Raw genomic sequence first — 25,232 nt, 5'->3', positions numbered from 1 at the left:
CGACCATTGAGCGATACTCCTGTGATCGGGCCCACGTGCGGAGGCGACTGAGAGAGATCTTGGGTAAGGTTAGGCAAGCCTCATACGCATGAGATTGGACTTGCGCGTTGACCGTACCTGCGAGGGTCTCACAGCAGAACCCGCGTGCGCTCACGCCACTGGCCGAATCCATCGCCCGCCTGCAGACCGGTACCGAGATCGTGTTCGGCACGCCTGCCGGTGACTGGACGATCTGTTCGGACCTGCTGGCGGAGCCCACGCGCTTCGACCTGTGGCGCAAGGACCTCGCGGAGTGGATGGTCGAGCAGTACGGCGAGTCCGACGACAGGGCCACCGCCGGCTACGTCATGGGCTGGTACCTGCACGTGCCCGGCTACCTGGCGGGCCTGCTGTTCCACACCGCCCGCCGCGTCCCGACGCTCAGGCCGTCCGACATGGCGTTCCGCCTCAACACCGCGGGCCGCCCGCACCCGGACGGCACGGCCGTCCTGTCCGACGAGTTCGCCTGCCTGCCCGACGACCCGGCCTCGAACCACCCGGCCGCCACGGTCGTCGCCGACGAGGCGGCACTGGCCGCGATCCTGCGGGCCCGCTACGCCGCGCACGCCGCCCAGTTCGTCGCGTCGTTCGGCCAGGTGGTCCGCTTCGGCCGCCGCCAGCTCTGGGCCGCCGCGACCGACATGCTGGAGTACGGCCCGTGGGCCGCCGGCCGTCAGTTCGGCGACGAGAACGCGGGCGTCACGGACGCGGCGATGATCCTGCCGGAGAAGCTGGAGCCGTTCGTCTCCGCTTCGACGCTGCACTTCACCGACGAGGGCTGGAAGCGCAAGCGGAACAGCTGCTGCTTCCACTACGTGCTGCCCGACGCGGAGCCGTGCACGGCCTGCCCGCGCACCTGCTCCTGACGGGGACCAGTCCCGGGTCCGCTCCTGCGGATCGGGGGCGCGCTGGGGGCGATCTGCGGGACCGCGCTGGTGCTGCCGGGGCTGGTCGGCGTGGCGACCGTCCTGACCCCGATCGCCGCGCCGGCACTCGTGCTCCCCGCGGCCGCCTTCCCCGCGCTGAGACTGAGCCAGGGCGAGAGCGGACCGGTCCTCTGGTTCTTCGAACGCTCTACCTGGTGACCCCGCCACTGCTGGTCGCCTGGGGCCGGCTCGGTCCCTGTCCGCTCTGGCTACGGCAGCCGGTGGCGCGACCCCACCGGCACCACCAGCGGCGTCCCGGAGACCGGGTCCTCGACGACACGGGCGTCCAGCCCGAACACGTCCAGCAGCATCTGCTCGGTGAGCACCTCGGCCGGCGTCCCCTGCGACACGATCCGCCCGTCCCGCATGGCCACGATGGTGTCGGCGTACCGGGCAGCCAGGTTCAGGTCGTGCAGCACCATCACGATGGTGCGCCCCATCGAGGAGTGCAGTTCCTGCACCAGGTCCAGCACGTCGATCTGATGGGCCAGGTCCAGATAGGTCGTCGGCTCGTCCAACAGCAACAGGTCGGTGCCCTGCGCCAGCGCCATGGAGATCCAGGCCCGCTGCCGCTGCCCGCCGGACAGCTCGTCCACGGTCCGCTCGGCCAGGTCCAGGATCCCGGTCATCTCCAGCGCGGCGTCGACAGCGGCTGCGTCGTCCGACGACCACTGCCGGTACCAGGACTGGTGCGGATGCCGTCCCCGAGCAACCAGGTCGGCCACGGTCAGCCCCTCGGGAGCCGACGGGGCCTGGGGCAGCATCCCCAGCACCCGAGCGACGTCGCGGGTGGACATCCGGTCGATCTGCTTGCCGTCCAGCAACACCGCGCCGGACCGGGCGGGCAGCAACCGTCCGAGAGCCTTCAACAGGGTGGACTTGCCACACCCGTTCGGCCCGATCACCGCGGTCACCGTGCCACCGATGATCGACAGGTCGAGGGTGTCGACGACCTGCCGTTCCCCGTAGCCCACGCACAACGACGAAGCCTCAAGACGCACACTCATACCCGCGCCTCCCGGCGGCTTCGGATCAGCAGGAACATCAGATAGGGCGCGCCCAGCACCGCGGTCACGACGCCGACCGGCAGCTCCGTGCGGTAGATCGTCCGCGCGACCAGGTCCGACAGCATCACCAGTGCGCCGCCGATGACGACGGAGCCGAACAGCGGCGGTTGCGCGGTGCCGGACAGGCGCAGTGCGATCTGCGGTGACGCCAGCGCGACGAACGTGATCGGCCCGGCCGCGGCGGTGGCCACGGAGGCCAGCACGATCGCCACGATGATCAGGAACGACCGCGCGACGTTCACCCGCACGCCGAGGCCGCGCGAGGTCTGGTCGTCGAACTGCAGCGCGCCCAGCACGTGGCCGCCGATCAACGCCACGGGAACCAGCACCACCAGCGCCAACGCGACCGGCACGACGTGTTCCCAGCCGCGGCCGTTCAGGGATCCGGTGATCCACACCATCGCGCGGCCCGCGTCCTGCACGTCGCCGACGGTCAGCAGGTAGTGCGTGAAGTTGCCGGCCACGGCGGTGATGCCGATGCCGACCAGCACCATCCGGAAGCCCTCGATGCCCTGCCGCCACGCCAGCGCGTAGACCAGCAGGCCCGCGAACAGGCCACCCGCCAGACCCGCGAGCGGCACACCGATCGACGCCGCGCTGCCGGTCACCACGCCCAGCGAGCCCGCGAAGGTGATCACCGAGACCGCACCGGCACCGGCTCCCCAGGTCACGCCCAGGATGTCCGGCGAGGCCAGCGGGTTGCGGACGATGGCCTGGAAGATCGCGCCGGAGAGCCCCAGGGCACCGCCGACCAGCAGACCCGTCAGCGCTCGCGGCATCCGCAGCTCCATCACCACGAACTGGTCGCGGCGCGTGCCGCCGCCCAGCAGCGTGTCGACGACCTGGGCCACGGTCAGCGGGAAGTCGCCGATCATGATGTCGGCGACCAGCAGCGCGGCCAGCACGACCAGCGACGCCGCCACGACCAGCAACGGCCGGCGGCGCAGTTTGAACGAGGTCGCGCCGAGCCTCAGCGCGGGCGCCTCGGCGGCGGGGGTCCTCACCTCGGTCGTCAAATCTTCACCAGCTTCTTGCGCCGCACCAGGAAGATGAAGAACGGGGCGCCGATCAGGGCCAGCATCACGCCGACCTCCACTTCGGACGGCCGGGCGACCACCCTGCCGACGATGTCGGCGAACAGGATCAGGATCGCCCCGAGCAGCGCCGAGTACGGCAGGATCCAGCGGTAGTCAGGGCCGGTGAACGCGCGGGCGACGTGCGGCACCACGAGTCCCAGGAACCCGATCGGCCCGCACGCGGCGACGGCACCGCCCACCAGCAGCGTGATGGCGAAGATGCCCAGCGACCGCGTCCTGCTGACGTTGACGCCCAGCGACTTGGCCACGTCCTCGCCCAGCGACATGGCGTTGAGCCCCGGTGCGTTGAACGCCGCGATCGCCAGTCCGGCGAGCAGGAACGGCGCCACCTGCGCCAGCACCGTCAGGTCACGGCCGGCGATCGCGCCGACCTGCCAGAACCGGAACGCGTCGAGCGACTGCTGGTCGAGCAGCACGATCGCCGACACCAGGCCGTTCATCAACGCGCTCACCGCTGCGCCGGCCAGCGCCAGCGTCACCGGCGACGGGCCTCCCCTGCCGGCTGCCCCGAGCAGGAACACCACGACGCTCGCGATCATCGCCCCGGCGAACGCGAACCAGATGTAGCCGACCAGCGAACTGACGCCGAGCAGGAAGATCGAGAGCACTACCGCCAGCGCCGCGCCGTGCGTGACGCCGAGGATGCCGGGGTCCGCCAGCGGGTTGCGCGTGTGGCCCTGCATGAGCGCGCCACCGACGCCGAGCGCGATGCCCACCGCGATGCCGAGCAACGTCCGCGGGATCCGCAGCTCGCGGACCACCACGTCGTCCTCGACGCCGGTCGGCGTGAAGAGACCGTGCCACACCCCGGAAAGCGGGATCTCCTTCGAGCCGATCGCGATGCTCGCCAGACACACGGCGACCAGCACGACCAGCAGGAAGAGCAGGCCGAACGACCTACGACCCAAGGCCCACCCTCCTCGACACAGACAGGAGAGGTAAGCCTAACCGAACCCCCTGGTCGGACCGAGGTGCAGGGATACGGTTCTGGTCACATCAGCGGTCTCATCAGGAGAAGAACGACCGCGCGAGATCGTGAAAAAACATTCAGCAAACCCGTTGTCGGATCAACTAAAAAGTCAGCAGCAAGAGTGTTCGCGATCTCGTTTGGATCGCACCGTTCCACCTTCCGGACGCCTGCCGGTAGCCGATCAGTCACCCGAATAGCACGAAGGGGTTCCGGGAAGATTCCCCGGAACCCCTTCGTGTTTTACCGAATTTCAGCCCTGCTGGTGGTAGGCGTCGAGCACCTCGGCCGGGATGCGACCCCGGTCCGACACCTTCATGCCCTGCTTGCGGGCCCACTCGCGAATGGCCTGGTTCTGCTCACGATCCGCCGAAGCGGGGCGCGCCTTCACGCTGCCGGCCGGACGACCGGGACCAAGGCGCTTGCGACCACCCGCACGACGTGCACTTCCCACGAAGTCGGCAAGAGCGTCACGCAGTTTGCCCGCATTGCCCGAGGAAAGGTCGATGGTGTAGCTGACACCATCCAGTCCGAACTCGACGGTCTCCTCCGCGGTGGAACCGTCCAGATCGTCGACGAGGGTCACCGTGACCTTCTGCGCCATGCGTATCCTCCTGGACCCCGAATGCGCGGTCACCCGCGTCGCCAACTAAAGCCTTCTGCGACGCAGGTTAGCGCACAGGTGCGACATTGCACCTATCGACATCCGGAAAGTTACTCATTCAGGGCGAACGAGCGGGAACAAGATGGTCTCCCGGATACCCAGACCCGTGAGGGCCATCAGCAGCCGATCGATACCCATTCCGACGCCACCACTCGGTGGCATTCCGTACTCCAGTGATCGCAGAAAGTCTTCGTCGATCGGCATCGCCTCGTGGTCACCGGCCGCGCCAAGACGGGCCTGCGCTTCCAGGCGTTCGCGCTCGATGACCGGGTCCACCAGTTCGGAGTAACCGGTTCCGAGTTCGAATCCGCGCACGTACAGATCCCACTTTTCGGCCACACCCGGCTTGCTGCGGTGCTGCCTGGTCAGCGGGGACGTCTCCACCGGGTAGTCGCGCACGAACGTCGGCGCGTAGAGCGAGTCGCACACCAGGTGCTCCCACAGCTCCTCGACCAGCTTGCCGTGCCCGAACTTCGGGTTGACCTCGAGTTCGTGCCGGTCACAAAGCTTGCGCAGCGTCTCGGCCGGCGTCTCGGGGGTGATTTCCTCACCAACAGCTTCGGACAACGACTCGTAGATGCTCAGAGTCGTCCATTCACCCGAGAGGTCGTACTCGGTGCCGTCCGCCAGCGTGACGATCTGAGAACCGGTCACGGCTTCCGCCGCTTCCTGGATCAGCTCGCGGGTCAGTACGGCGTTCGAGTCGTACGTGGCGTACGCCTCGTAGTACTCCAGCATCGAAAACTCGGGCGAATGCGACGAGTCCACGCCCTCGTTGCGGAAGTTGCGGTTGATCTCGAAGACCTTCTCGATGCCACCGACGACGCAGCGCTTCAAGTACAGCTCCGGCGCGATGCGCAGGAACAGGTCGATGTCGAGCGCGTTCGAGTGCGTGATGAACGGACGCGCGCTGGCACCACCCTGCAGCGTCTGCAACATCGGCGTCTCGACTTCGAGGAATCCGCGCCGGTGGAACGAGTCGCGCAGTGAACGCACGACGTTCGCACGGGTCCGAACAGTATCGCGCGCCATCGGCCTGAGGATCAGGTCGACGTATCGCTGACGAATACGGGTTTCCTCGCCGAGTTCCTTGTGCGCGACCGGCAACGGACGCAGCGACTTCGACGTCAGCTGCCACCCGTCCGCCATCACGGAAAGCTCACCGCGACGCGAGCTGATGACCTCACCGCTCACGAAAACGTGGTCGCCGAGGTCGACGTCGGTCTTCCACTCGGAAAGCGCTTCTTCACCCACACCGGCGAGGCTCAGCATCGCCTGCAGTTCGGTGCCGTCGCCTTCGCGCAACGTCGCGAAGCACAGCTTTCCGGTGTTGCGCATGAACATCACGCGCCCGGTGACGCCGACCTGCTGACCGGTCTGGGTGTCGGGTTCGAGTTCGGGATGCGCGTCGCGAATCTCGCGCAGCGTGTGCGTGCGCGGAACTTCGACGGGATACGGCTCCTTACCGGAAGCGAGCAGCCGCGCACGCTTCTCCCGGCGCACGCGCATCTGCTCTGGCAGGTCTTCTTCGCTGGTCACGAGGTTTTGCTTCGGCTGCTCACTCACGCCGAGAAGGGTACGGAAGACCGTGAGCGCAAAGCGAACCGGATACCACTAAAACGCACGAAGATCCGCACGCGGCTCCGACCGGACCAACCCGCACAGCGGTCCCACTCACTAAGTTGGTGTGATGGATCTACACGCGAGGCGAGCGGACTCGTTCGGCGCGCAGGCGGAGGCCTACGCCGAACACCGGCCTGACTATCCCGTGGCGGCGATCCGGTGGGCACTGGAGCCACTGGGCACGACCGAGCAGCTCGACGTGCTCGACCTGGCCGCCGGCACCGGCAAGCTGACTGCGGGCCTGGTCTCGGAAGGCCACCGCGTGACCGCCGTCGAGCCCAACGAGCAGATGTTGTCCGAGCTCGTGCGCCGTGTGCACGGCGTGCGCGCGCTGCCCGGTCATGCCGAGCACATCCCCGTTCCGGACCAGACTCTCGACGCCGTGTTCGTCGGCACCGCGTTCCACTGGTTCGACCAGGAGAAGGCGCTGCCGGAGATCGCCCGCGTGCTGCGGCCCGGCGGCGTGCTGGCGGCCATGTGGGCCGAACCCGTCACGGACGTCGAGTGGGTCCGCGAACTGGAGCAGGTGTCGCTGAGCAGCGTCGAGTCCCAGCGGCACGACCCCGTCGCGGTCACGGCCCACCCGTCGTTCGCGCTGGAGGAGCGCGCCACCTTCCCGCACACCCACCGCCGGGACTCCCCGGAAGCAGCGGTCGCGTGGATCAACACGCACTCGCGCCTGCTCGTCATCGACGACGACGAACGGGCGGCGATCAACGACAAGATGCTGGCGTTCCTCCGCGAACGCCCGGAGACGTCGAACGGGCCGTTCGACGTCCCCCTGCGCGCGGAGGTCTTCCGGATGGTCCGCCTCAGCGAGTAGCGGACATGTTGCGCTCGAACACCATGCGCAACCCCAGCAGCGTCAGGTCGGGCACGTGGTGCGCGATCGTCGAGGACTCCGACACGACCAGCGGCGCGAGGCCACCGGTGGCGATCACCGTCACCGGTCCGGGGTCGGTCTGCTGGAGCTCCTCGGTGATCTTGCGGACGAGCCCGTCCACCTGGCCGACGAACCCGTAGACGATGCCGGACTGCAGGCACTCCACGGTGTTCTTGCCGATCACGTTGCGCGGCCTGACGAGCTCGACCTTGCGCAGCTGGGCGGCGCGGGAGGCGAGGGCGTCGACCGAGATCTCGATGCCCGGTGCCAGCGCGCCGCCGAGGAACTCGCCGCGCGACGAGATGACGTCGAGGTTCGTGGACGTGCCGAAGTCGACGACGATGCACGAGGTCGCGTAGAGGTGGTGCGCGGCCAGCGTGTTGATCACGCGGTCCGAGCCCACCTCCTTCGGGTTGTCGACGAGCAGCGGCACGCCGGTCTTCACGCCCGGCTCGACCAGGATCTTCGGCACCGCGTCGTAGTAGCGGCCGAGCATGACCCGCAGCTCGCGCAGCACCGCGGGCACGGTGGACAGCGCGGAGATGCCGGTGATCTTGTCGGCGTACTCGCCGAGCAGGCCGCGCATCGTCAGCGCGAGCTCGTCGGCGGTCATCCTGGCGTCGGTGCGCATCCGCCAGTCGCGCACGAGCGGGGCCGTGTCGCCGACCCCGTCGTACAGACCGAGCACGATGTTGGTGTTGCCGACGTCGATGGCGAGCAGCACGGGGCGATTCCTTAGTTCTCGGCCTGGATCAACGCGTCCAGCGCGGTCGCTTCAACGGTCTCAGAAGACGGCGCGCTCGTGGAGCCGTTCACCAGACCGGACCCCTCGGGGGCGTGCGCAGGGTCCGCACCGAGGTCGACGACCTTGTTGTCGGCGTCCACGAACACGACGCGCGGCTTGTAGGTGCGCGACTCGGCGTCGTCCATCTGCCCGTACGCGATCAGGATCACGATGTCGCCGGGGTGCACGAGGTGCGCCGCCGCGCCGTTGATGCCCAGCACGCCGGTACCGCGCTCGCCGGGGATGACGTAGGTCTCCAGCCGGGAGCCGTTGGTGACGTCGACGATGGCGACCTGCTCGCCCGCCAGCAGGTCGGCGGCCTCCATCAGGTCCTCGTCCACCGTCACCGAGCCGACGTAGTGCAGGTCCGCCTGCGTCACGGTGGCGCGGTGGATCTTGGACTTCAGCATCGTGCGGAACATGTCATTCCCCCTACTCGTCGCCTTCGCCGAGCAACACACCGATGTTGTCGATCAGGCGGGTCGAACCGACGCGGGCCGCGACCAGCAGCCTGGCGTCACCGTTCTCCGGCGCGGCACCGAGGTCGGTCCCGCGCAGCTCCAGGTAGTCCACCTCGACCTCGGGCGTCTGCGCCAGCACGTCGTGCGCGGCCTTGAGCACCGCGTCCGCGCCCTTCGACGACACGTGCGCGCCGGCGGTGAGCGCGGCGGACAGCGTCACGGCGTGATGGCGCTGTTCCGGGGTCAGGTAGGAGTTTCGCGACGACAACGCGAGGCCGTCGTACTCGCGGACGGTCGGCACGCCGACGACGTCGAGCGGGAAGTTGAGGTCCCGCGCCATTTTGTGGATGAGCTGCAGCTGCTGGTAGTCCTTCTGCCCGAACACCGCGTACGTGGGCTGCACGATGTTGAACAGCTTCGAGACGACCGTGAGCACGCCCGCGAAGTGGCCTGGCCGGACCGCTCCCTCGAGCTCGTCGCCCAGCGGGCCGGGGTGCACGGTCACCTGCGCGCCGGCCGGGTACATGTCCTCGACGGACGGCGCGAAGACGATGCCGACCCGTTCCTCGCGGCAGATGTCCACATCGGACTCGAACTGGCGCGGGTACTTCGCGAGGTCCTCGTTCGGCCCGAACTGCAACGGGTTCACGAAGATCGACACGACGACCACCGTGTTCTGCATGACCTGCGCCTCGCGGATCAGCTGCCGGTGGCCCGCGTGCAGGGCGCCCATCGTGGGCACCAGCGCGACGTTGCGGCCGGCGCTCCGCAGCGCCCTGATGACCCGGTTGAGCCGGGCCGGGTCGCGGTGCACCGTGACGTCGTCCGGGCGGTAGTCGTCCTTGGTCAGTGGCTTCGTCACGTCAGTCCTCAAGAGTGGTGCGAACGTCGTTGGCCGCGTCGGGCTTGAGCAGCCCGGAGTGTTCGGCCCGGTCGGCGGTGCGCCGGGCGAGCACGCGGTAGCTGGGCAGGGTTTCGGGTGCCTGCCCGGCGAGCACGTCGAGGTGCTTGCGCAAGGTACCCGTGTCGCCGCGGGCGACCGGACCGGTGAGGGCGCGGTCACCGTGGCGCAGCGCGTTGTCGAGCGCGGCGGACAGCAGGGGGCCGAGCAGGCGCTCGGCGTTGGCGACACCGGCGTTCGTGAGCAGGTCGGCTGCGTCGCGGACCAGCGTGATCAGGTGGTTCGCGCCGTGGGCCAGTGCCGCGTGGTAGAGCGGGCGGACGGCCTCGGGGACCCTGACCGGGTCGGCGTCCATCTCGACGACCAGGGCCTCGCCGACGCTCCAGGCCACCTCGTCGCCGTCCGCCGCCGTCACGCCGACGCACGCGGACGTCATCCGCAGCAGGTCTTCCGACCGGCCGGTGAACGTCATGACGGGGTGCAGCGCGAGCGTCAGGGCGCCCAGCTCGGCGGCGGGTTCGAGGACCTTCACGCCCTGCGCGCCACTGGTGTGCACGACGATCTGGCCCGCCCGCAGCGACTCGGTGGCGACGAGGCCCTTGACCAGGCCTTCCAGCTCGTCGTCCGGCACGGCCAGCAGCACCAGGTCGGCACGTGCGGCGACCTCGGTGGGATCGGCGATCGGAACGCCGGGCAGCAGCTCCTCCGCGCGGTTGAGGGAGGCCTGGGAGACGGCGGAGACGCCGGTCACCACGTGGCCCGTCCTGGCCAGCGCGGCGCCCAGCACGGAGCCGACGCGACCGGCCGAGATGACACCTACGGCAAGCCTCGCCGGACGTGGGGTCGCGTCCATGCGACTAACTCCTTCTGACGTTCCAGTCCCTGGTGCGGGTACCGGACGACGTCGCCGAGGGTAGTCCCGCGCTGGTTGGCATGTACCCGGTCGGTGACCGGACTCACCGGCGTGCGGCGGCCCTGGCGGCGTGCAGGCTGTCGAGCAGCACCCCGTGGCGCTGCTCCGCGCTCTGACCGGCGGTTCCCTGCTCGATGCGGTGCCGCAGGAAGGCCAGTTCGGTCACCGCGATCTGGTAGCTCTTCACGGCCTTGACCGACGCCTCGCCCGACTTGCGCTTCACCGCCCGCAGCCAGTTCCTGCGGCCGTTGAGGCTGGCCAGCAGGGCGACCTCGCTGTTGGCGATCCACTTGTTCTGCGCCATCGCCGCGAGCTGCCCCGCCACGATCCGCTGCTCCCTGCGCCGCTGCCACACCACGATCGCGACGGCGCCGGCGAACACCGGCACCATGATCAGGAAGTACAGGTTGATGAACTCGGCGCCGGTGCCGACGGTGGTCGAGAAGTTCCACAGCGAGTGCAGGCCGACGGCCGTGAGGTAGCCGCCGATCGGCGCGAGGATGCGCACGGTGGCGTTGCTCGTGGTCGCCGCGATGCCGACACCGATGCCCGTCATGGCCGTGAACAGCGGATGCGCGAACGGCGAGAGCACCCCGCGCAGCACGAACAGCGCGATCACGCCACCGCCCATGTTGCCGAGACCGTCCTCCAGGAAGACCCGGCCGAAGTACCAGATGTTCTCGGTGAACGCGAAGCCCGCGGCCGTGATGCCCGCGTAGACCATGCCGTCGACGACACCGTCGAACTCGTGGCGGCGCCGGACGAACACGGCGATGAGGAACACCGCCTTGGTCGCCTCCTCGACGATCGGGGCGCCCACGACGGCCGTGAACGTCGTGCCGTCGTTGGTGAGCAGGTCGCCGAGCACCCTGCTCGTCTGGTTGAACGCGAGCGAGCTGATCGTCGCTCCGCACGCGCCCCAGACGAACGCGAAGAGCAGCATCTTCGCCGGTTCCGGTTCCCAGCGGTCGATCCACAGGAACGCGGTCACCACGAAGGCGACGGGGATCAGTGCCGCTGCGGCACCGACCAGCAGCGGTTCGATGCCGATGCTCGACGTGCCCAGAGCGAACAGCACGAGGCCCGCCGCGGCGAGCGCGATCAGCGCCACGACGGGGAACAGGACGGTCCAGCGGCGCTGCTCGATGCGCTTCTTCGTCGGCGTCGGCGTGAGGTCGGCGTCGGTCACGGGAAATGACCTTAGATGCACACTTGTCCGATGTTCGACTGGGAAGCCGCTTGGCACGCCGCGTTGTACGGCCCCGGTGGCTTCTTCGCGCGCGGCGAGAAGCCGTCGTCGCACTTCCGGACGTCTCCCCTGGTCGGTCCGGAGCTGGCGACCGCGCTGCTGGAGCTGCTGTCGCGGGTGGACGCCGCGCTCGGATTTCCCCCGGTCGTGGACTTCGTGGACGTCGGGGCGGGCGGGGGTGAGCTGGCGTTCGCGGTGCGGTCGCTGGCGTCCGGTTCGCTCGGGGAACGGCTCCGGGTGACCGCGGTCGAGGTCGGTCCGCCCGTGGACCTGCCGGGGGTGCGGTGGACCACGTCCGTGCCGTCGTGCGCCGGCCTGCTGGTCGGGCACGAGTGGCTCGACGCGATCCCCTGCCCGGTGGTGCGAGGGCCTTCGTCCGATCCGTGGATCACGCGGTGGTGGCCGTCGCTGGAGGACGACGCGCTGGCCGAGGTCGGCGCGCCTCGTGACGCGGCGTGGGCCGCCGCGGTGGCGTCGGTGCGCGGGGCGGCGCTGGCGATCGACTACGGGCATCTGGTGTCCTCGCGGCACTTCTCGCTGACCGGCTACCGGGACGGGCGTCAGGTCGAGCCGGTCTTCGACGGCTCCTGCGACATCACCGCGCACGTCGCGCTGGACGCCTGTGCTGCCGCTGCCGGCGGGGACTTCGTGCTGGTGTCGCAGCGCGATGCGTTGGCGGCCTTGGGTTTGACGGCTGACGTGTCCGGCTCCGGCTGGGACTGGCTGGAGTCCGCCGCACGGGCAGGGCGGATCGCGGAGCTGCGTGCGCCCACCGGGTTGGGCGGGTTCGGGTGGCTGCTGCACGGGTGCGGGATCGCGGTATCGGACCTGCTGCCGGCGCTGCCGCCCTGGCGTCCGAATCCCGCCAGCTTTTCGGCAGGCTGACGACGATCGTTGGCGTCATGCGAATCCACTCCGTGTCGCCGTCCGCCTCGTTCTCCGATCCCGGCCGCGAGTACCGCGCCTCCGAGCCCGGCGTGCCGTTGCGCTGCTGCCTGCGGAAGTCGCTGGCCTCCGAGCCGGTGTGGCTGTTCCGCTACTCGCCCGAGTCCGGGAAGGGCCCGTACGCCGAGACCGGCCCGATCTTCACGCACGTCGACTGCCCCGGCGGCGCTGTGCCGGACCGTCTCCCTCTCGAGTTGCTGAGCAGTCCCCGGATCCTGCGTTCCTACAACGCCGCAGGTCAGATCCACGACGGCGAGGTCGTCGAGCCCGGCTCGTTCGACCGGGTCCTGGCCGGACTGCTGAACGATCCCGAGATCGAGTCGGTGCAGGTCCGCAGCGTGTCGCACGGCTGCTTCTTCTTCGCGGTCACCAGGTCCTGAGCCGCGTCCGTCCGCGTGAAACCATGCTCCGGTGAGCGAGCAGATCACCGTCGGCGTGGGTGCGGGCGCCCAGTACCTGGGCGTGGACCGCGTGATCGACCTGGGACCGCTGCACCCGTCGGCCCACGGCGCGTACCGCCTGCGCCTGACCGTCACACCGGACCTCGTGATCACCGCGGCCGAACCGCTCGTCGGCCACCTGCACCGCGGCGCCGAGAAGCTGTTCGAGGTGCGCGACTACCGCCAGGTCCTCACGCTCGCCAACCGCCACGACTGGCTCTCGGCCTTCTGCAACGAGCTCGCCGTGGCACTGGCCGTGGAACGCATGACGGGCATGGACGTCCCTGCCCGCGCCCAGTGGCTGCGCGCCCTGCTCTGCGAGCTGAACCGCCTGATGGCGCACATGGTCTTCCTGACCCCGTTGTCCCCCAACGCCTCCACGTACCGCGAGGGCGTGCAGTCCCTGATGGAGGAGGCGTCGGGCGGGCGCATCCACTTCATGTTCAACAGGATCGGCGGCCTGCGCGAGGACGTGCCGGCCGGCTGGACCGCACGGGTCGCCGAATTCCTGTCCACTGTGGATCTCGAACGGCTGCCGATCGACTTCGAACGGTTGCAGGGCCTCGGTGTGCTGCCGCACGAGGACGCGCTGGCGTACGGCGTGACCGGCCCGATCGGCCGGGCCAGCGGCGTGGACTTCGACCTGCGCCGCGACGACCCGCTGCCCGCCTACCGGGCGCTGGGCTTCACGCCCGTGGTCCGCACCGAGGGTGACGCGGCCGCGCGGGTGCGGTGCCTGCTCGACGAGGTCCGGAAGTCTGTGGAGCTGGCCTCGGCGTGCCTGGAGCAGCTGCCTCGGGGGCCGGTGAACCTGCGGCTGCCCAAGGCGGTCAAGGCTCCTGAGGGCTCGGTCTACACGCGGGTCGAGGCGCCGCTCGGCACCTCGGGCGTGCACCTGTCGTCGCGGGGCGAGAAGACACCGTGGCGGTTGAAGCTCCGCACGCCGTCGTTCAACAACGTTCAGGCGTTGTCGGCGTTGCTGCCCGGGACCGCGGTGGACGACCTGCCGGCGGTGCTGAGCTCGTTCGCCGTGATCGTCGGGGACATCGACAAGTAGCCGGTCCCGCGACTAGTCGTCGCGCCGACGCCGGCGACGAGGCGCGTCGCCCCCGCCGAGCGATGCCAGCAGCTCACTCACCGACTTGCCGTCCGCGTGCGCACCCGACGGGTCCTCCGGCGCGGCACGGCGGCCGGTGGAGACCGCGGGCAGCCGCGTCGAGGAGTCCTCGGCGACCCTGCGACCGGAGACCGGGGTCTCCTCGGCAGGGGAACGCCGTCCGGGCGTGACCGCGGGCAGCCGGGCCGAGGACTGCTCGGAGGCGGAGCGGCGGCCCACCGGGGGCAGCGACACCAGCGAGTCCTCGGAGGCAGTGCGGCGGGACGGCTCGGCGGAGCGGCGGCTGGGGGCCGGGGCGTCCGGCTTCAGCGTCTCCCACGAGCCGCTGTCCTGGACCGGAGCCGGGCGGTCGTCTGCCCGGCGGCGGCCACCGCCGGTCGACTGCAGTGACTTCGGGTCGATCATCTCGGTGCGCTCGGCCACGCGGGAGCGCGGTTCCGGCTTGCGGGCCTCCGCGGCCTTCGCGACGGCGGCAGGGGCCTTCGGGGGCTGTTCGGTGCGCGACAACGCCTCGGACCGCGAGAGCGCCTCGGTGCGCGACAACGCCTCCGTGCGCGACGGCGGCGTCTGGGCCGGGCGGGGCACTCGTTCGGTGCGGTGGACCTGCGCCTGCACCGGCTGGGCCTTCACGGTGGGCGGCGGGGCCTTCTGCGGCACGGGGGGTGCGGGGGTGGCGCCGCCGAGCCTGGCCGAGACGGCGGCCGCGGCGGACGGGCGGGGCTGCGGCCTGACCGGTTCCTGCTTCGCGGCCTTCACGGGCTCGCGGCGGACGACGGCGGGCTGCGGGCGCGGCGAGTTCCTGGCCGGCTCCGGGCGCACGGGCTCGGGGCGCAGCGGCTCGCGGCGCTGGGGCTGCATCTTGGCGTCGTGGGCGACGCGCTCGATCAGCTCGGTGCGCTCGGACGGCTTCTCCACCGAGCTGGACGACGTCACGGACGCGGTGATCGCGGGCTTGGCGTTGATGATCCGGTTGTCCTGGCCGGCGGCCAGCCTGGCGGCCTCTCCGCCCAACGAACGCAGGCGGGTCGACTCGGCGCGCAGGGCCACGCGTTCGACGAGGACGTCACCGCCCAGCAACGCCTGCAGGTTGTCGCGCAGCGCGTGGAGATCGGCGCGCAGGGCCTCGATGTCCGCGCGGGACTCCTCTTCGATGCGCTTGCGGGTCTCCGACTCGATCTCGAGCTCGTACTCCCGCCGAGCGGCCACCTCGCGCTCGAGTTCCAGCTCGTAAACGGACTGGAGATCGGCCACCTCGTCGTCGCGCTCCGTGACCTGTTTGCGGTACTTCGCGGCGAGGAAAGCTCCCACCAGAGCCGCCCACAAGGCGGCTACCACGGCCAGACGCAGCATGCGGGCCTCGTCGCTCAACACGAGCACAGCCGCGGCCACGAGGGCGAGCGCCAATGCCGCTACTAAGAGCAACCGCCCGGAGCCACGACCGTGATCATCCTGCTCGTCGTCGATCGACGCGCCTCGCCCGGTCATGGGCACTACGGTACCGCGTAGTTATGCGACTGAGACCTACGGCCGGGTATCTATTCGTTCCCGGAACTCTCTTTCGGCGTCTTGCAGCAGTGCTCGAGCCACAGCGCGGCCGCCGTCAGCGCGACCGCCGCGATCAACCCCACGACGGCCGCGACCAGGTCGTTCGAGGCCGCGGGAAACGAGTCGCGGACGGGGATGACGAAGATCAGCAACCCGGCCCAGGCACCGAACATCAAAGCGCCCAGAACGGACGAGGCCTTCGCCAGCGCGACCGCTCGGGCAGCCGTCAGCGGCTGCACCGGACGGGCCCCTTCGCGGCGCAGGATCCTGGCCCGCAACGAGAACGCGAACACGACCTCCACGACCGCGATGACGAACAGCGTCGAACCGGCCAGCACGGGCAACGGCGGCAACGAGTCGTACGTGAGCCGCAGCAGCAGATGCGCCAGCAGACCGCCGACGATCGCGACGGCCGCCAGGTCGCGGGGACTGGTGAACTTCACGATTCCATCCAACCCGAAAGCACGAGATCGTCGCGCCGATGCACGCCGTCAGCCGAGAAGTCCAGGCCCGCAACGGGTCCGTGGCCCGCGAGCACCGCGTCCGGTTCGACGTCGAGCCACGGGATGAGGACTGTTGCGCGCTCAAACGCCCCAGGATGCGGCAGAAGCAGTTCGGGGTGCCCGGAGGTCACCCCGTCCACCGAAACCACGTCCACGTCCAACGTGCGCGGTCCCCAGCGCTGCTCCCGCACGCGCCCGGCGGCGTTCTCCAGCGCCTGACCGCGGCGCAGCCAGCCCCACTCGTCCACTTCGTCCGAAGAGACGATCACGATGGCGTTCAAGAAGTCCGGCTGGTCCTCGACGCCCCACGCCGCCGTCTCGTACACCGGCGAAACGGCGACCACGTACGGCCGCAACCCGTCCACGACGGACTGCAGGAACCCCAGCCGGTCACCGAGGTTCGAGCCGATCGAGAGCACCGCGCGGGTCAACGGGCTTCCTTCGGCAGTGGTGCGGCGAGGCGGCGGGAACGGCGGATCGTCACCGACACGTCGTCGAAGCTCAGCGGGATCGGCGCGGACGGCTTGTGCACCGTCACCTCGACCGCGTGCAGCCGCGAGTCGGTCATCGCGGCGTCGGCGATCTTGCCCGCCACCGTCTCGATGAGGTCGTACGGCTCGCCACCGACGATCGCCGCGGCCATCTCGGCCAGTTCGCCGTAGTGGTAGGTCTCCTTGAGATCGTCCGTGCGGGACGCGGACGAGAGGTCCAGCCACAGCGTGACGTCCACGACGAACTCCTGGCCGTCGCGCTTCTCGTGCTCGAACACCCCGTGGTGGCCCCGCACCCGCAGGCCCGTCAACGCGATCCGGTCAGCCATGTCCCCGCCTCCACGCACCGGCGACGGCGACCGCGTCCAGCGTCCGGTCGACGTCGTGCACCCGCACACCCCACGCTCCGTTGAACGCGGCCAGAGCGGACACCGCCGCGGTCGCGTCCTCCCTGCCGTCCGGTGGACGGTTGCCGAGCAACGTGCCGAGGAAGCGTTTGCGCGACGCCCCCACCAGCACCGGGAAACCCAGGTCGACCAGTTCGTCCAGGCGCTGCAACAGCTCCCAGTTGTGGTCGCCGAGCTTCGCGAAGCCCAGTCCGGGGTCGAGCACGATCGACGACTCCGCGACGCCGGCGGCCAGCGCGGCCTCGACGCGTTCCAGCAGTTCCGAACGAACGTCCGTCACCACGTCGTCGTACGTCGCCAGCGCGTCCATCTCCGTGCTGTGCCCACGCCAGTGCATCAGCACGTACGGCACACCAGCGGCAGCGACGACCGCGGCCATCTCGGGATCGGCGAGGCCACCGGACACGTCGTTCACGATCGACGCGCCCGCCTCCAACGCCGCCGCGGCAACGGAAGCACGCATCGTGTCCACGCTGACGGGCACGCCCTCGCCGGTCAGCGCGCGGATCACCGGCACGATGCGGGCGATCTCCTCGGCGGGCTCGACGCGCCCGGCGCCCGGCCGGGTCGACTCACCGCCGACGTCGATCACGTCCGCACCGCGCTCGAACATCTCGACGCCGTGCGCCACCGCGTCACGCCGGTCGATGTAGCGGCCGCCGTCGGAGAACGAGTCGGGCGTCACGTTCAGCACGCCCATCACGACGCACCGGCCGGGCCGGGGCAGACCACTCACCGGATCCGGCCCCTGATCAGCTCGATGGCCTCCGCCCGCGACGAGGCGGACGTGCGCAACAACCCCCGCACCGCGGATGTCGTCGTGCGCGAACCGGGCTTGCGCACACCGCGCATGCCCATGCACAGGTGTTCGGCCTCCACGACCACGATCACGCCGCGCGGCTCCAGCCTGCGCACCAGCGCGTCCGCGACCTGGGACGTCAGCCGCTCCTGGACCTGCGGGCGCTTGGCGTACAGGTCGACGAGCCTGGCGAGCTTCGACAGCCCCGTCACGCGGCCGTGCTCGTTCGGGATGTACCCGACGTGCGCGACGCCGTGGAACGGCAGCAGGTGGTGCTCGCAGAAGCTGAACATCGGGATGTCCGTGACGAGGACGAGCTCCTCGTGGCTCTCGTCGAACGTCTTCGCGAGAACGCTGTCCGGGTCGGTGTAGAGACCGGCGAACAACTCCCGGTAAGCGCGCGCCACCCGTGCGGGTGTCTCGCGCAGGCCCTCCCGCTCCGGGTCCTCACCGCACGCGATCAGAAGTTCGCGCACCGCTGCCTCTGCCCGCGGCTGGTCGAAGACCCGCCGCGCGGAGACGCCGGCCTCCCCGTGGTGGGTGAGGCCGGCGTCTCCGTCGAGCTGATGGTGCTCGGTCACTGCCGCTCGTCCTGGTCCGGCTGCGCCTTCTTCGGCTCCCAGACGTTGTGCGGCTTGCCGCCGGGCACCGTCGCCGGGGTCCATCCGGGCGGGGCGCCGTAGTTCGGCGGACCCGCCTGGTTCGAGGGCTGGGCCGGCTGGTGCGACCCGTTCGAGCCGTTCGGCGACGGCAGGGCCTCCGTGGCCGGTTCCGCCGCGGCGGGCTCCGCCTGCTGCGGTTCCGGGTCGTCGTCGAGGGTGTCCTCGACGATCGGGGGCCACGGCTCGCCGCGTTCCCTGGCGAGCTCGCCAGGGGTCTTGATCGGCGGGATGTCGGACGGCTGGCGGTCACCGAAGTCGTTGAACTGGGTGATGCGCGGCCGCTTCTCGACGCGGGCGAAGATCCGCTCCAGTTCCTTCTGGTGCAGGGTCTCCTTCTCGATGAGCTCGAGCGTGAGGTCGTCGAGGACGTCGCGGTAGGTGACGAGCACCTCGTACGCCTCGGTGTGCGCGGCCTCGATGAGCTTGCGCACCTCCTCGTCGATCTCGTGCGCGACCTCCAGCGAGTAGTCCGCCTGGCGACCGGCCGAGCGACCGAGGAACGGCTCGCCCTGCTCCTGCCCGTACTTCACGGCGCCGAGCTTCGCGCTCATGCCGTACTCGGTGACCATCGCGCGGGCGATCTTCGTCGCCTGCTCGATGTCGTTGGACGCACCCGTCGTGGGCTCGTGGAAGACGAGCTCCTCCGCGGAACGGCCACCCAGTGCGAACACCAGTCGCGCGATCATCTCGGACCTGGTCATCAGGTCCTTGTCCTCTTCCGGCACCGACAGGGTGTGACCACCCGTGCGGCCGCGGGCGAGGATCGTGACCTTGTAGACCGGGTCGATGTCCGGCATCGCCCACGCGGCCAGGGCGTGCCCTGCCTCGTGGTACGCGGTGATCTTCTTCTCCTTCTCGGAGATGATCCGGCTCTTGCGGGCCGGACCGCCGATCACGCGGTCCACCGACTCCTCGAGGGCGGCTCCGTCGATCGTGTGACCGTTGTGCCGCGCCGTGAGCAGCGCCGCCTCGTTGATGACGTTCGCGAGGTCGGCACCGGAGAAACCGACGGTGCGCTTCGCGAGGCCGTCGAGGTCCGCGTCCGCGGCCAGCGGCTTGCCCTTCGAGTGCACCCGCAGGATCTGCTTGCGGCCCTTCAGGTCCGGTGCGGACACCGGGATCTGACGGTCGAAGCGGCCGGGACGCAGCAGGGCCGGGTCGAGGATGTCGGGACGGTTCGTCGCCGCGATCAGGATGATCCCGCCGCGCGAGTCGAAGCCGTCCATCTCGACGAGCAGCTGGTTCAGCGTCTGCTCGCGCTCGTCGTGACCGCCGCCGAGACCGGCGCCGCGGTGACGACCGACCGCGTCGATCTCGTCGACGAAGATGATGCACGGCGCGTTCTGCTTGGCCTGCTCGAACAGGTCGCGCACACGCGAGGCACCGACACCGACGAACATCTCGACGAAGTCCGAACCGGAGATCGAGTAGAACGGCACGCCCGCCTCGCCGGCGACGGCTCTGGCGAGCAGCGTCTTGCCGGTTCCCGGCGGGCCGTAGAGCAGCACGCCCTTCGGGATCTTCGCGCCGAGCGCCTGGTAGCGGCCGGGGTTCTGGAGGAAGTCCTTGATCTCTTCCAGTTCCTCCACGGCCTCTTCGGCACCGGCGACGTCGGCGAACGTCGTCTTGGGCATGTCCTTGGACAACTGCTTGGCCTTGGACTTGCCGAAGTTCAGAACGCGGTTACCGCCGCCCTGAGCGTTGTTCATCATCCACATGAGCAGCAGCAACAGCAGGCCGAGCGGCACGAGGTAGATCAAGATCTGCATCAGGATGGACTCCTGGCTGACCTTGGTCTCGACGGTCGGCTTGTTGCCGGCCTGGTCGAGGACGTTGAAGATCTCGTCCGTCGAGCTGGCCGGGAACTGCGTGATCAGGCGGTTGCTGCCCTCGAAGGTCGTGCCATCGGTGAGGGTGAGCCGGAGACGCTGCTCCTTGTCCTCGATCGTGGCTTCCTTGACCTTGCCGTCCCTCACCTGTTGCAGTGCTTGGGACGTCTTGACCGGGTGGTACCCCCGTGAGTCGTCGAAGAGCACGGTGAAGACGAAATAGAGCAGCAACACCGCAGCGATCCACAGCAGCGGGTTGCGAAGCAGGCGCTTGCGGTCCATGCACTTACGGCCGGGGGCGGCCTCGACCCTCCCTGACTTGCGCGTCGGGCAGTGGAAGACCCACATACCGCGTCCGACCAGCCTACCGCTCGCTGGCCGGGTACTGAGCAACCAACGGGTGAGGGCGGTTCGTGGTTCCCGCGGGTGACCCCCACCACGCATGTTCACGCAGTTTGGTTCATCCGGAACAAATACGGCCGTCCAGACGAGTGACGCAGGTCACGCTGTCTCATTACGTTTGGGGGTCACATGTCATCCTCATTCATCCCCTGAGTGTTCCCCCGCCACTCGAAAGAGTGAACACGTGACCGAAGGTAAGTAACTGTATGTCAGCACGTCATACGTCCCCCGGATTGTTCCGGCGGGTTGCCCTCCCCGTGGGGGCCCTGCTCGGAGTGGTCGCGGCGGCAGGCGTCACGGTCGTGGCACTGCGTGTCACCAGCGGCGCCGACTGCTCCGGCGCGCTGCCGTTGAAGGTCGCCGTCACACCAGCCGCGCTCGACGTGGTGAACGCGGCAGCACAGGACTACCAGCGGTCACAACCTGTCGTGAACGGCCGCTGCGTCCAGGTCCAGGTCGAGTCGCGCAACGCGGCCGACGTGGCGAACGAGCTGCCGACCGCGCAGATCAACCCCCACTCCCTCTGGATCCCCGACTCCTCGATGTGGGCCGCGGAGGCCCAGCGCCAGGCCGCTGAGACCGGCCCGGAGGCCCCGAAACTGGACATCAAGCCCTCGCTGGCGTCCAGCCCGCTCGTGATGGCCGGTTCCGAGCAGGCGATGTCCAAGATCGGCTTCCCGGTCACGCCCGTCTCGTGGGCCAAGGTCGTCGACCCGAAGGTCCAGATCTCGATGAGCGACCCGACGATGACGTCGGAGGGCCTCGCCTCGCTGTTCGTGATCCGCACCCTGCTGGGCAACCCGGACGGAACGCCCAAGCCCGAGCTCGTCGGCACACTGCTGCGCGTCGGCCGCAGCGCCGTGCCGTCGGTCCGCGACTCGTTCGGCAAGGTCACGACGGACGCGGACAAGGCGCCGCTGTTCGCCGCCACCGAGCAGTCCGTCGTGGCGAACAACCGCTCGGTCAAGGACAACGCCGTCCTGGGCGCCCCGCCCAAGGAGGGCACGCTGTCCTTCGACTACCCGCTCGTCAGGGTCTCCCGCCCGAACGAGCCGCAGGGCATCGGCGAGGCGGCCGCGGAGTTCGAGAAGATGCTGCGCTCCGGCGAGACCTCGAAGCGCTTCGGCGAGGCGGGCTTCCGCACCGCCGGCGGCGCCGCCCCCGCGAAGTGGTCGACCGACGTCGAGGGCGTGCAGGCGGGCGACGTGAAGCTGATCGAGACCCCCGGCGCAGACCAGGTCTCCGAGCTCCTGCGCACCTGGGGCGCCATCAGCCTCGACATGCGCATGCTGACCGTCATCGACGTCTCCGGCTCGATGATCGAGAAGAGCGGCAACGGCAAGACCCGCGTCGAAGCCGCCACCGAGGCGTCCATGACCGCGCTCTCGATGCTCCCGGACACGACCGCGATCGGCCTGTGGGCGTTCTCCACCGACAAGAAGCCGCCGAACGACTGGATCGAGCTCGTCCCGATCGGCCCGCTCGGCGAACCCCTGGCGGGCGTGACCCGCCGCAAGCGCCTGGAGGCGGGCGCCTCGCAGCTGCCCGGCCTGGTGGGCGGCGGCACGGCCCTGAACGACACGACCCTGGCGGCCTACCGCCACGTGCTGCAGGGCTACGACGCCTCGAAGGTCAACTCGGTCGTCCTCATGACCGACGGCCGCAACGACGACATCTCGTCGATCGACACGGGCGCGCTGATCGAGACCCTGAAGCGGGAGTCCGACCCCGCGAAGCCGGTGCCGATCATCATGGTCGGGCTCGGCGACGAGGTCGACATGGACGCTCTGCGGGCGATCTCCGCGGCCACCGGCGGCAAGGCGTACCAGGCGCCGAACCCCGAGGACATCCGCGGCGTGCTGCTGGACGCGGTGTCGCAGCGGCGGTGCCGTCCGAACTGCTGACCGCACAACGCACGCGGGGCGCTTTCGTACTCTCATGCAGTACGAAAGCGCCCCGCGTGCGTTTGGGAGACAGGTCGATCAGAAGGTCAGTTCGAGTAGACCTTCGGGTCCAGCGTGCCGATGTAGGGCAGGTCGCGGTACCGCTCCGCGTAGTCCAGCCCGTACCCGACGACGAACTCGTTGGGAATGTCGAAACCGATGTACTTCACCGGCACCTCGACCTTCACCGCGTCGGGCTTGCGCAGCAGCGTGCACACCTGCAGCGACTTGGGCTTGCGCGACTGCAGGTTCTTGAGCAGCCACGACAGCGTCAGCCCAGAGTCGATGATGTCCTCGACGATCACCACGTTGCGGTCGGCGATGTCTCGGTCCAGGTCCTTCAGGATCCGCACCACGCCCGAGGACGAGGTCGAGGATCCGTAGGACGAAACGGCCATGAATTCGAGCTGCACCGGAACGGGCAGCGCGCGGGCAAGGTCGGCCATGAACATCACGGCGCCCTTGAGCACAGTGATCAGCACGAGGTCGGAGTCACCTTCTGGGTGATCAGCCGCGACCTGCTTGGCGAGTTCGGTGACCTTGTCGCTGATCTCCTGCTCGGTGATGAGCACGGATGCGATGTCGCCGTCGTACACGGACAGGTCCCCTCTGCTTAAGACTGTGGTTCCACAACGAGCCTGCCATGCGCGCGCCGCACGACAAAGCCGCCAGGTAGCCAGACACCGCCCTGACCGCGCCATTCACTCACCAGTGCGTCAACACGTCGCAGGTGCGAATCGGACAGTTCAGGCACGCCTTCGTCGATCAGCCACGCCCTGAGCACTCTGCGCCTCAACGCGACCGGCAGCTCGGAGATGTCGTCAACGGCACAGCAGTCGCCGGCGAACGCCTCCGCGAGCGCGTCGAGTGCGTCACAGTCCTCGCGCAGCTGGGCGGCCGTGCGCGCCAGCGACGACGCGACGCCGCCCTGCAGCACGGACTCCAGCAACGGCAGCACCTCGGTGCGCAGCCGCACACGCGTGAACGACGGGTCGGCGTTGTGCGGGTCCTCCCACGCCTCGATGCCCTGCTCCGCGCAGGCGGCACGGGTGACCGCCCGCGACACGCCGAGCAGCGGACGCCCCCACGGCGCGTCGAACACGCGCATCCCGGCGATCGAACGCGGACCGGACCCGCGGCCCAGGCCCAGCAGCACCGTCTCGGCCTGGTCGTCGAGCGTGTGGCCGAGCAGCACGACGCCGGACGACGGCCTGAGAGCCGCGTAGCGGGCGTTGCGGGCCGCTGCCTCGGGACCACCGGGCCCCTGCACCTGCACGGCCTCCACGCGAGCTACAAGCCCGAACGACGAGCACTGCCGAGCCGCCCGCGCGGCGACGTCAGCAGAACCCGGCTGGAGCTGGTGGTCGACGACGACCGCGGACGCGCCGGGCACCAGCCGTCCCACGCAGGCGGCCAGCGCCAGCGAGTCGGCACCGCCCGAGACGGCGACGGTCACGGCGTCCGGCCGCACCTCGTCCAGGAAACGGCGGACGGCCACCCTGATCTCGGCGACCGGTCCGTTCACGGCGACACGCGACGCAGCCAGCTCATGGGCTCGGCGATCTCGGCGCGGGTCGGCAACGTCTCGGCGGAGGTCCAGATCGAGTTGAAGCCGTCCATCCCGACCCGCTCCACGACGTACGAGGTGAACTCCGCGCCCTCCTCGTACTGGCGCACCTTCGCCTCGACGCCGAGCACCGTGCGCAGGATCCGGTCGAGCAGACCGCCGCCCTTGCGTCGTGCGCTGAAGCGGCTGCGGATCGTGGAGACGGTCGGCACGACCGAGGGACCGACGGCGTCCATCACGTGGTCGGCGTGGCCTTCGAGCAAAGTGGACAGTGCGATCAGCCGGTCCAGCACGGCCTTCTGCTGCGGCGACTGGATGAGCTCGATCAGCCCCATCGGGCCGTCGCCCGCACGCAGCTTGTTCCGGAAGTCGCGGATGAGGTCCGGCAGGGGTGCGCGCTCTTCGTCCATTGAGGACAGCAGCGCGGTGACCTGGTCGGAGAAGTACCTGCGCAGCCACGGCACGCCGGTGAACTGCAGGCGGTGCGTGCACTCGTGCAGGCACACCCACATGCGGAAGTCGTCGCCCGGCACGTCCAGGGCCTGTTGCGCGCCAACGATGTTCGGCGCCACCAGCAGCAAACGGCCGGCGAGCTGGTCGTTCGGACTGAACGGGTCGTACTGGCCGAGGACGCGTGAGGACAGGAACGCCAGCACGACGCCCGCCTGCACACCGGCCGTGCCGGCCAGGATCCCCGCCATCGGGCCGGTCGGACGCGGCATCGCGGGCCCCGTCAGCGCGGCGAGACCCTGTGCCGCGGCCGCGACCCACGCCGGTCTGTCGACGACCTCGCCCGGCAGCAGCGGCAGGCCCTGACCGAGCCCGGTCAGCTCGCGGACGTGCACCTCCGCCTGCGGCGCGAGCTCGCGAAGCCTGCCGACGACGTGGTCAGCCTCGTCCTTGCCGATCACCGGTCCCGGCCGGACGAGCCGCGTGGCGGTCGAGACCGCCAGCTCCCAGTCCACCGGGCCGAGCTCTGCCTCCGTCGCCCCGTTCACAGTTCCGACG

General features: G+C 69.7%; 27 protein-coding genes. 7 read left to right on the top strand and 20 right to left on the bottom strand.

What is annotated here, in order from left to right; translation table 11 throughout:
• Nucleotides 1–107: 107 nt before the first annotated feature.
• Together ACSHWB_RS15895 and ACSHWB_RS15890 are read left to right on the top strand one after the other, a co-directional pair.
• Nucleotides 108–905, top strand: coding sequence for a (2Fe-2S)-binding protein (locus ACSHWB_RS15895; protein ID WP_439662792.1), 798 nt, complete (start codon nucleotides 108–110; stop codon nucleotides 903–905).
• A 69-nt stretch (nucleotides 906–974) separates the two neighbouring features.
• Nucleotides 975–1,124, top strand: a complete 150-nt coding sequence (locus ACSHWB_RS15890; RefSeq protein WP_439662791.1) for a hypothetical protein — start codon at nucleotides 975–977, stop codon at nucleotides 1,122–1,124.
• Nucleotides 1,125–1,174: 50 nt separating this feature from the next.
• Here the strand turns inward: ACSHWB_RS15890 and ACSHWB_RS15885 are convergent, their stop codons facing one another.
• The 5 genes from ACSHWB_RS15885 to lysS all read right to left on the bottom strand — a co-directional run bounded on the left by ACSHWB_RS15885 (nucleotide 1,175) and on the right by lysS (nucleotide 6,269).
• Nucleotides 1,175–1,972, bottom strand: a complete 798-nt coding sequence (locus ACSHWB_RS15885; RefSeq protein WP_439662790.1) for an ABC transporter ATP-binding protein — start codon at nucleotides 1,970–1,972, stop codon at nucleotides 1,175–1,177.
• A complete protein-coding gene (locus tag ACSHWB_RS15880; RefSeq protein ID WP_439662789.1) occupies nucleotides 1,969–3,048 on the bottom strand; it encodes a FecCD family ABC transporter permease in 1,080 nt (359 codons plus the stop codon). Before ACSHWB_RS15880 ends, ACSHWB_RS15885 begins: the two co-directional genes overlap by 4 nt.
• Nucleotides 3,045–4,037, bottom strand: a complete 993-nt coding sequence (locus tag ACSHWB_RS15875) for a FecCD family ABC transporter permease (RefSeq protein WP_439662788.1) — start codon at nucleotides 4,035–4,037, stop codon at nucleotides 3,045–3,047. Before ACSHWB_RS15875 ends, ACSHWB_RS15880 begins: the two co-directional genes overlap by 4 nt.
• Before the next feature lie 312 nt (nucleotides 4,038–4,349).
• The gene (locus ACSHWB_RS15870; RefSeq protein WP_030477509.1) at nucleotides 4,350–4,700 is read right to left on the bottom strand and encodes a histone-like nucleoid-structuring protein Lsr2; all 351 of its coding nucleotides are present in this window, start codon (nucleotides 4,698–4,700) and stop codon (nucleotides 4,350–4,352) included.
• A gap of 114 nt (nucleotides 4,701–4,814) precedes the next feature.
• Nucleotides 4,815–6,269: a lysine--tRNA ligase gene (gene lysS / locus ACSHWB_RS15865; protein WP_439664607.1), complete on the bottom strand. Its 1,455-nt coding sequence runs from the start codon at nucleotides 6,267–6,269 to the stop codon at nucleotides 4,815–4,817.
• A 181-nt stretch (nucleotides 6,270–6,450) separates the two neighbouring features.
• Between lysS and ACSHWB_RS15860 the strand changes: the two genes are divergently transcribed.
• The gene (locus ACSHWB_RS15860) at nucleotides 6,451–7,206 is read left to right on the top strand and encodes a class I SAM-dependent methyltransferase (protein WP_439662787.1); all 756 of its coding nucleotides are present in this window, start codon (nucleotides 6,451–6,453) and stop codon (nucleotides 7,204–7,206) included.
• Here ACSHWB_RS15860 and ACSHWB_RS15855 read toward each other — a convergent pair.
• The 5 genes from ACSHWB_RS15855 to ACSHWB_RS15835 form a co-directional block, all read right to left on the bottom strand.
• Nucleotides 7,196–7,990: a type III pantothenate kinase gene (locus ACSHWB_RS15855; RefSeq protein ID WP_439662786.1), complete on the bottom strand. Its 795-nt coding sequence runs from the start codon at nucleotides 7,988–7,990 to the stop codon at nucleotides 7,196–7,198. The two genes, ACSHWB_RS15860 and ACSHWB_RS15855, sit on opposite strands and share 11 nt — an antisense overlap.
• 11 nt (nucleotides 7,991–8,001) lie before the next feature.
• Nucleotides 8,002–8,472: an aspartate 1-decarboxylase gene (gene panD, locus ACSHWB_RS15850; protein WP_439662785.1), complete on the bottom strand. Its 471-nt coding sequence runs from the start codon at nucleotides 8,470–8,472 to the stop codon at nucleotides 8,002–8,004.
• 10 nt (nucleotides 8,473–8,482) lie between these two features.
• Nucleotides 8,483–9,373, bottom strand: coding sequence for a pantoate--beta-alanine ligase (gene panC, locus ACSHWB_RS15845; protein ID WP_439662784.1), 891 nt, complete (start codon nucleotides 9,371–9,373; stop codon nucleotides 8,483–8,485).
• 1 nt (nucleotide 9,374) lies between these two features.
• The gene (locus ACSHWB_RS15840) at nucleotides 9,375–10,265 is read right to left on the bottom strand and encodes a Rossmann-like and DUF2520 domain-containing protein (RefSeq protein WP_439662783.1); all 891 of its coding nucleotides are present in this window, start codon (nucleotides 10,263–10,265) and stop codon (nucleotides 9,375–9,377) included.
• A gap of 103 nt (nucleotides 10,266–10,368) precedes the next feature.
• Nucleotides 10,369–11,514 (bottom strand): PrsW family intramembrane metalloprotease, encoded by a 1,146-nt coding sequence (locus ACSHWB_RS15835; protein ID WP_439662782.1) that lies wholly within the window; start codon nucleotides 11,512–11,514, stop codon nucleotides 10,369–10,371.
• Between the two features lie 30 nt (nucleotides 11,515–11,544).
• On the opposite strand from ACSHWB_RS15835, the gene ACSHWB_RS15830 reads away from it, so the two are divergent.
• The 3 genes from ACSHWB_RS15830 to ACSHWB_RS15820 are packed head-to-tail and all read left to right on the top strand — an operon-like array spanning nucleotide 11,545 to nucleotide 14,016.
• Nucleotides 11,545–12,459, top strand: a complete 915-nt coding sequence (locus ACSHWB_RS15830; RefSeq protein ID WP_439662781.1) for an SAM-dependent methyltransferase — start codon at nucleotides 11,545–11,547, stop codon at nucleotides 12,457–12,459.
• 17 nt (nucleotides 12,460–12,476) lie between these two features.
• Nucleotides 12,477–12,899: a DUF1203 domain-containing protein gene (locus ACSHWB_RS15825; RefSeq protein ID WP_439662780.1), complete on the top strand. Its 423-nt coding sequence runs from the start codon at nucleotides 12,477–12,479 to the stop codon at nucleotides 12,897–12,899.
• 31 nt (nucleotides 12,900–12,930) lie between these two features.
• Nucleotides 12,931–14,016, top strand: a complete 1,086-nt coding sequence (locus ACSHWB_RS15820; RefSeq protein WP_439662779.1) for an NADH-quinone oxidoreductase subunit D — start codon at nucleotides 12,931–12,933, stop codon at nucleotides 14,014–14,016.
• A 12-nt stretch (nucleotides 14,017–14,028) separates the two neighbouring features.
• On the opposite strand, the gene ACSHWB_RS15815 is transcribed toward ACSHWB_RS15820, so the two are convergent.
• The 7 genes from ACSHWB_RS15815 to ftsH are packed head-to-tail and all read right to left on the bottom strand — an operon-like array spanning nucleotide 14,029 to nucleotide 20,594.
• Complete coding sequence (locus ACSHWB_RS15815) at nucleotides 14,029–15,561, bottom strand: DUF6779 domain-containing protein (protein ID WP_439662778.1); 1,533 nt, start codon at nucleotides 15,559–15,561, stop codon at nucleotides 14,029–14,031.
• Between the two features lie 50 nt (nucleotides 15,562–15,611).
• Nucleotides 15,612–16,064 carry a DUF3180 domain-containing protein gene (locus ACSHWB_RS15810; protein WP_439662777.1) on the bottom strand — a complete coding sequence of 151 codons (453 nt, stop codon included), beginning with the start codon at nucleotides 16,062–16,064 and terminating at the stop codon, nucleotides 15,612–15,614.
• Entirely contained in the window at nucleotides 16,061–16,555 is a 495-nt protein-coding gene (gene folK / locus ACSHWB_RS15805; protein ID WP_439662776.1) for a 2-amino-4-hydroxy-6-hydroxymethyldihydropteridine diphosphokinase, read from the bottom strand. Before folK ends, ACSHWB_RS15810 begins: the two co-directional genes overlap by 4 nt.
• Complete coding sequence (folB, locus tag ACSHWB_RS15800) at nucleotides 16,552–16,944, bottom strand: dihydroneopterin aldolase (RefSeq protein WP_439662775.1); 393 nt, start codon at nucleotides 16,942–16,944, stop codon at nucleotides 16,552–16,554. Before folB ends, folK begins: the two co-directional genes overlap by 4 nt.
• Entirely contained in the window at nucleotides 16,937–17,722 is a 786-nt protein-coding gene (folP, locus tag ACSHWB_RS15795) for a dihydropteroate synthase (protein ID WP_439664606.1), read from the bottom strand. Before folP ends, folB begins: the two co-directional genes overlap by 8 nt.
• 32 nt (nucleotides 17,723–17,754) lie before the next feature.
• On the bottom strand, nucleotides 17,755–18,402 hold the full coding sequence (folE, locus tag ACSHWB_RS15790; RefSeq protein ID WP_439662774.1) for a GTP cyclohydrolase I FolE: 648 nt from the start codon (nucleotides 18,400–18,402) through the stop codon (nucleotides 17,755–17,757).
• A complete protein-coding gene (gene ftsH, locus ACSHWB_RS15785; protein ID WP_439662773.1) occupies nucleotides 18,399–20,594 on the bottom strand; it encodes an ATP-dependent zinc metalloprotease FtsH in 2,196 nt (731 codons plus the stop codon). The genes folE and ftsH overlap by 4 nt, the downstream gene beginning before the upstream one ends.
• Before the next feature lie 377 nt (nucleotides 20,595–20,971).
• On the opposite strand from ftsH, the gene ACSHWB_RS15780 reads away from it, so the two are divergent.
• Nucleotides 20,972–22,618, top strand: coding sequence for a substrate-binding domain-containing protein (locus ACSHWB_RS15780; protein WP_439662772.1), 1,647 nt, complete (start codon nucleotides 20,972–20,974; stop codon nucleotides 22,616–22,618).
• Nucleotides 22,619–22,704: 86 nt separating this feature from the next.
• On the opposite strand, the gene hpt is transcribed toward ACSHWB_RS15780, so the two are convergent.
• The 3 genes from hpt to ACSHWB_RS15765 are packed head-to-tail and all read right to left on the bottom strand — an operon-like array spanning nucleotide 22,705 to nucleotide 25,222.
• Nucleotides 22,705–23,253: a hypoxanthine phosphoribosyltransferase gene (gene hpt / locus ACSHWB_RS15775; protein ID WP_439662771.1), complete on the bottom strand. Its 549-nt coding sequence runs from the start codon at nucleotides 23,251–23,253 to the stop codon at nucleotides 22,705–22,707.
• A 17-nt stretch (nucleotides 23,254–23,270) separates the two neighbouring features.
• Entirely contained in the window at nucleotides 23,271–24,182 is a 912-nt protein-coding gene (tilS, locus tag ACSHWB_RS15770) for a tRNA lysidine(34) synthetase TilS (RefSeq protein WP_439662770.1), read from the bottom strand.
• Complete coding sequence (locus ACSHWB_RS15765) at nucleotides 24,179–25,222, bottom strand: zinc-dependent metalloprotease (protein ID WP_439662769.1); 1,044 nt, start codon at nucleotides 25,220–25,222, stop codon at nucleotides 24,179–24,181. Before ACSHWB_RS15765 ends, tilS begins: the two co-directional genes overlap by 4 nt.
• Between the last annotated feature and the right edge of the window lie 10 nt (nucleotides 25,223–25,232).

Source organism: Lentzea sp. HUAS TT2 (assembly GCF_051853195.1).
Taxonomy (GTDB): domain Bacteria; phylum Actinomycetota; class Actinomycetes; order Mycobacteriales; family Pseudonocardiaceae; genus Lentzea.
The sequence above is the reverse complement of the archived record's forward strand: the minus strand, read 5'-3'. Positions and strand labels throughout refer to the sequence as shown.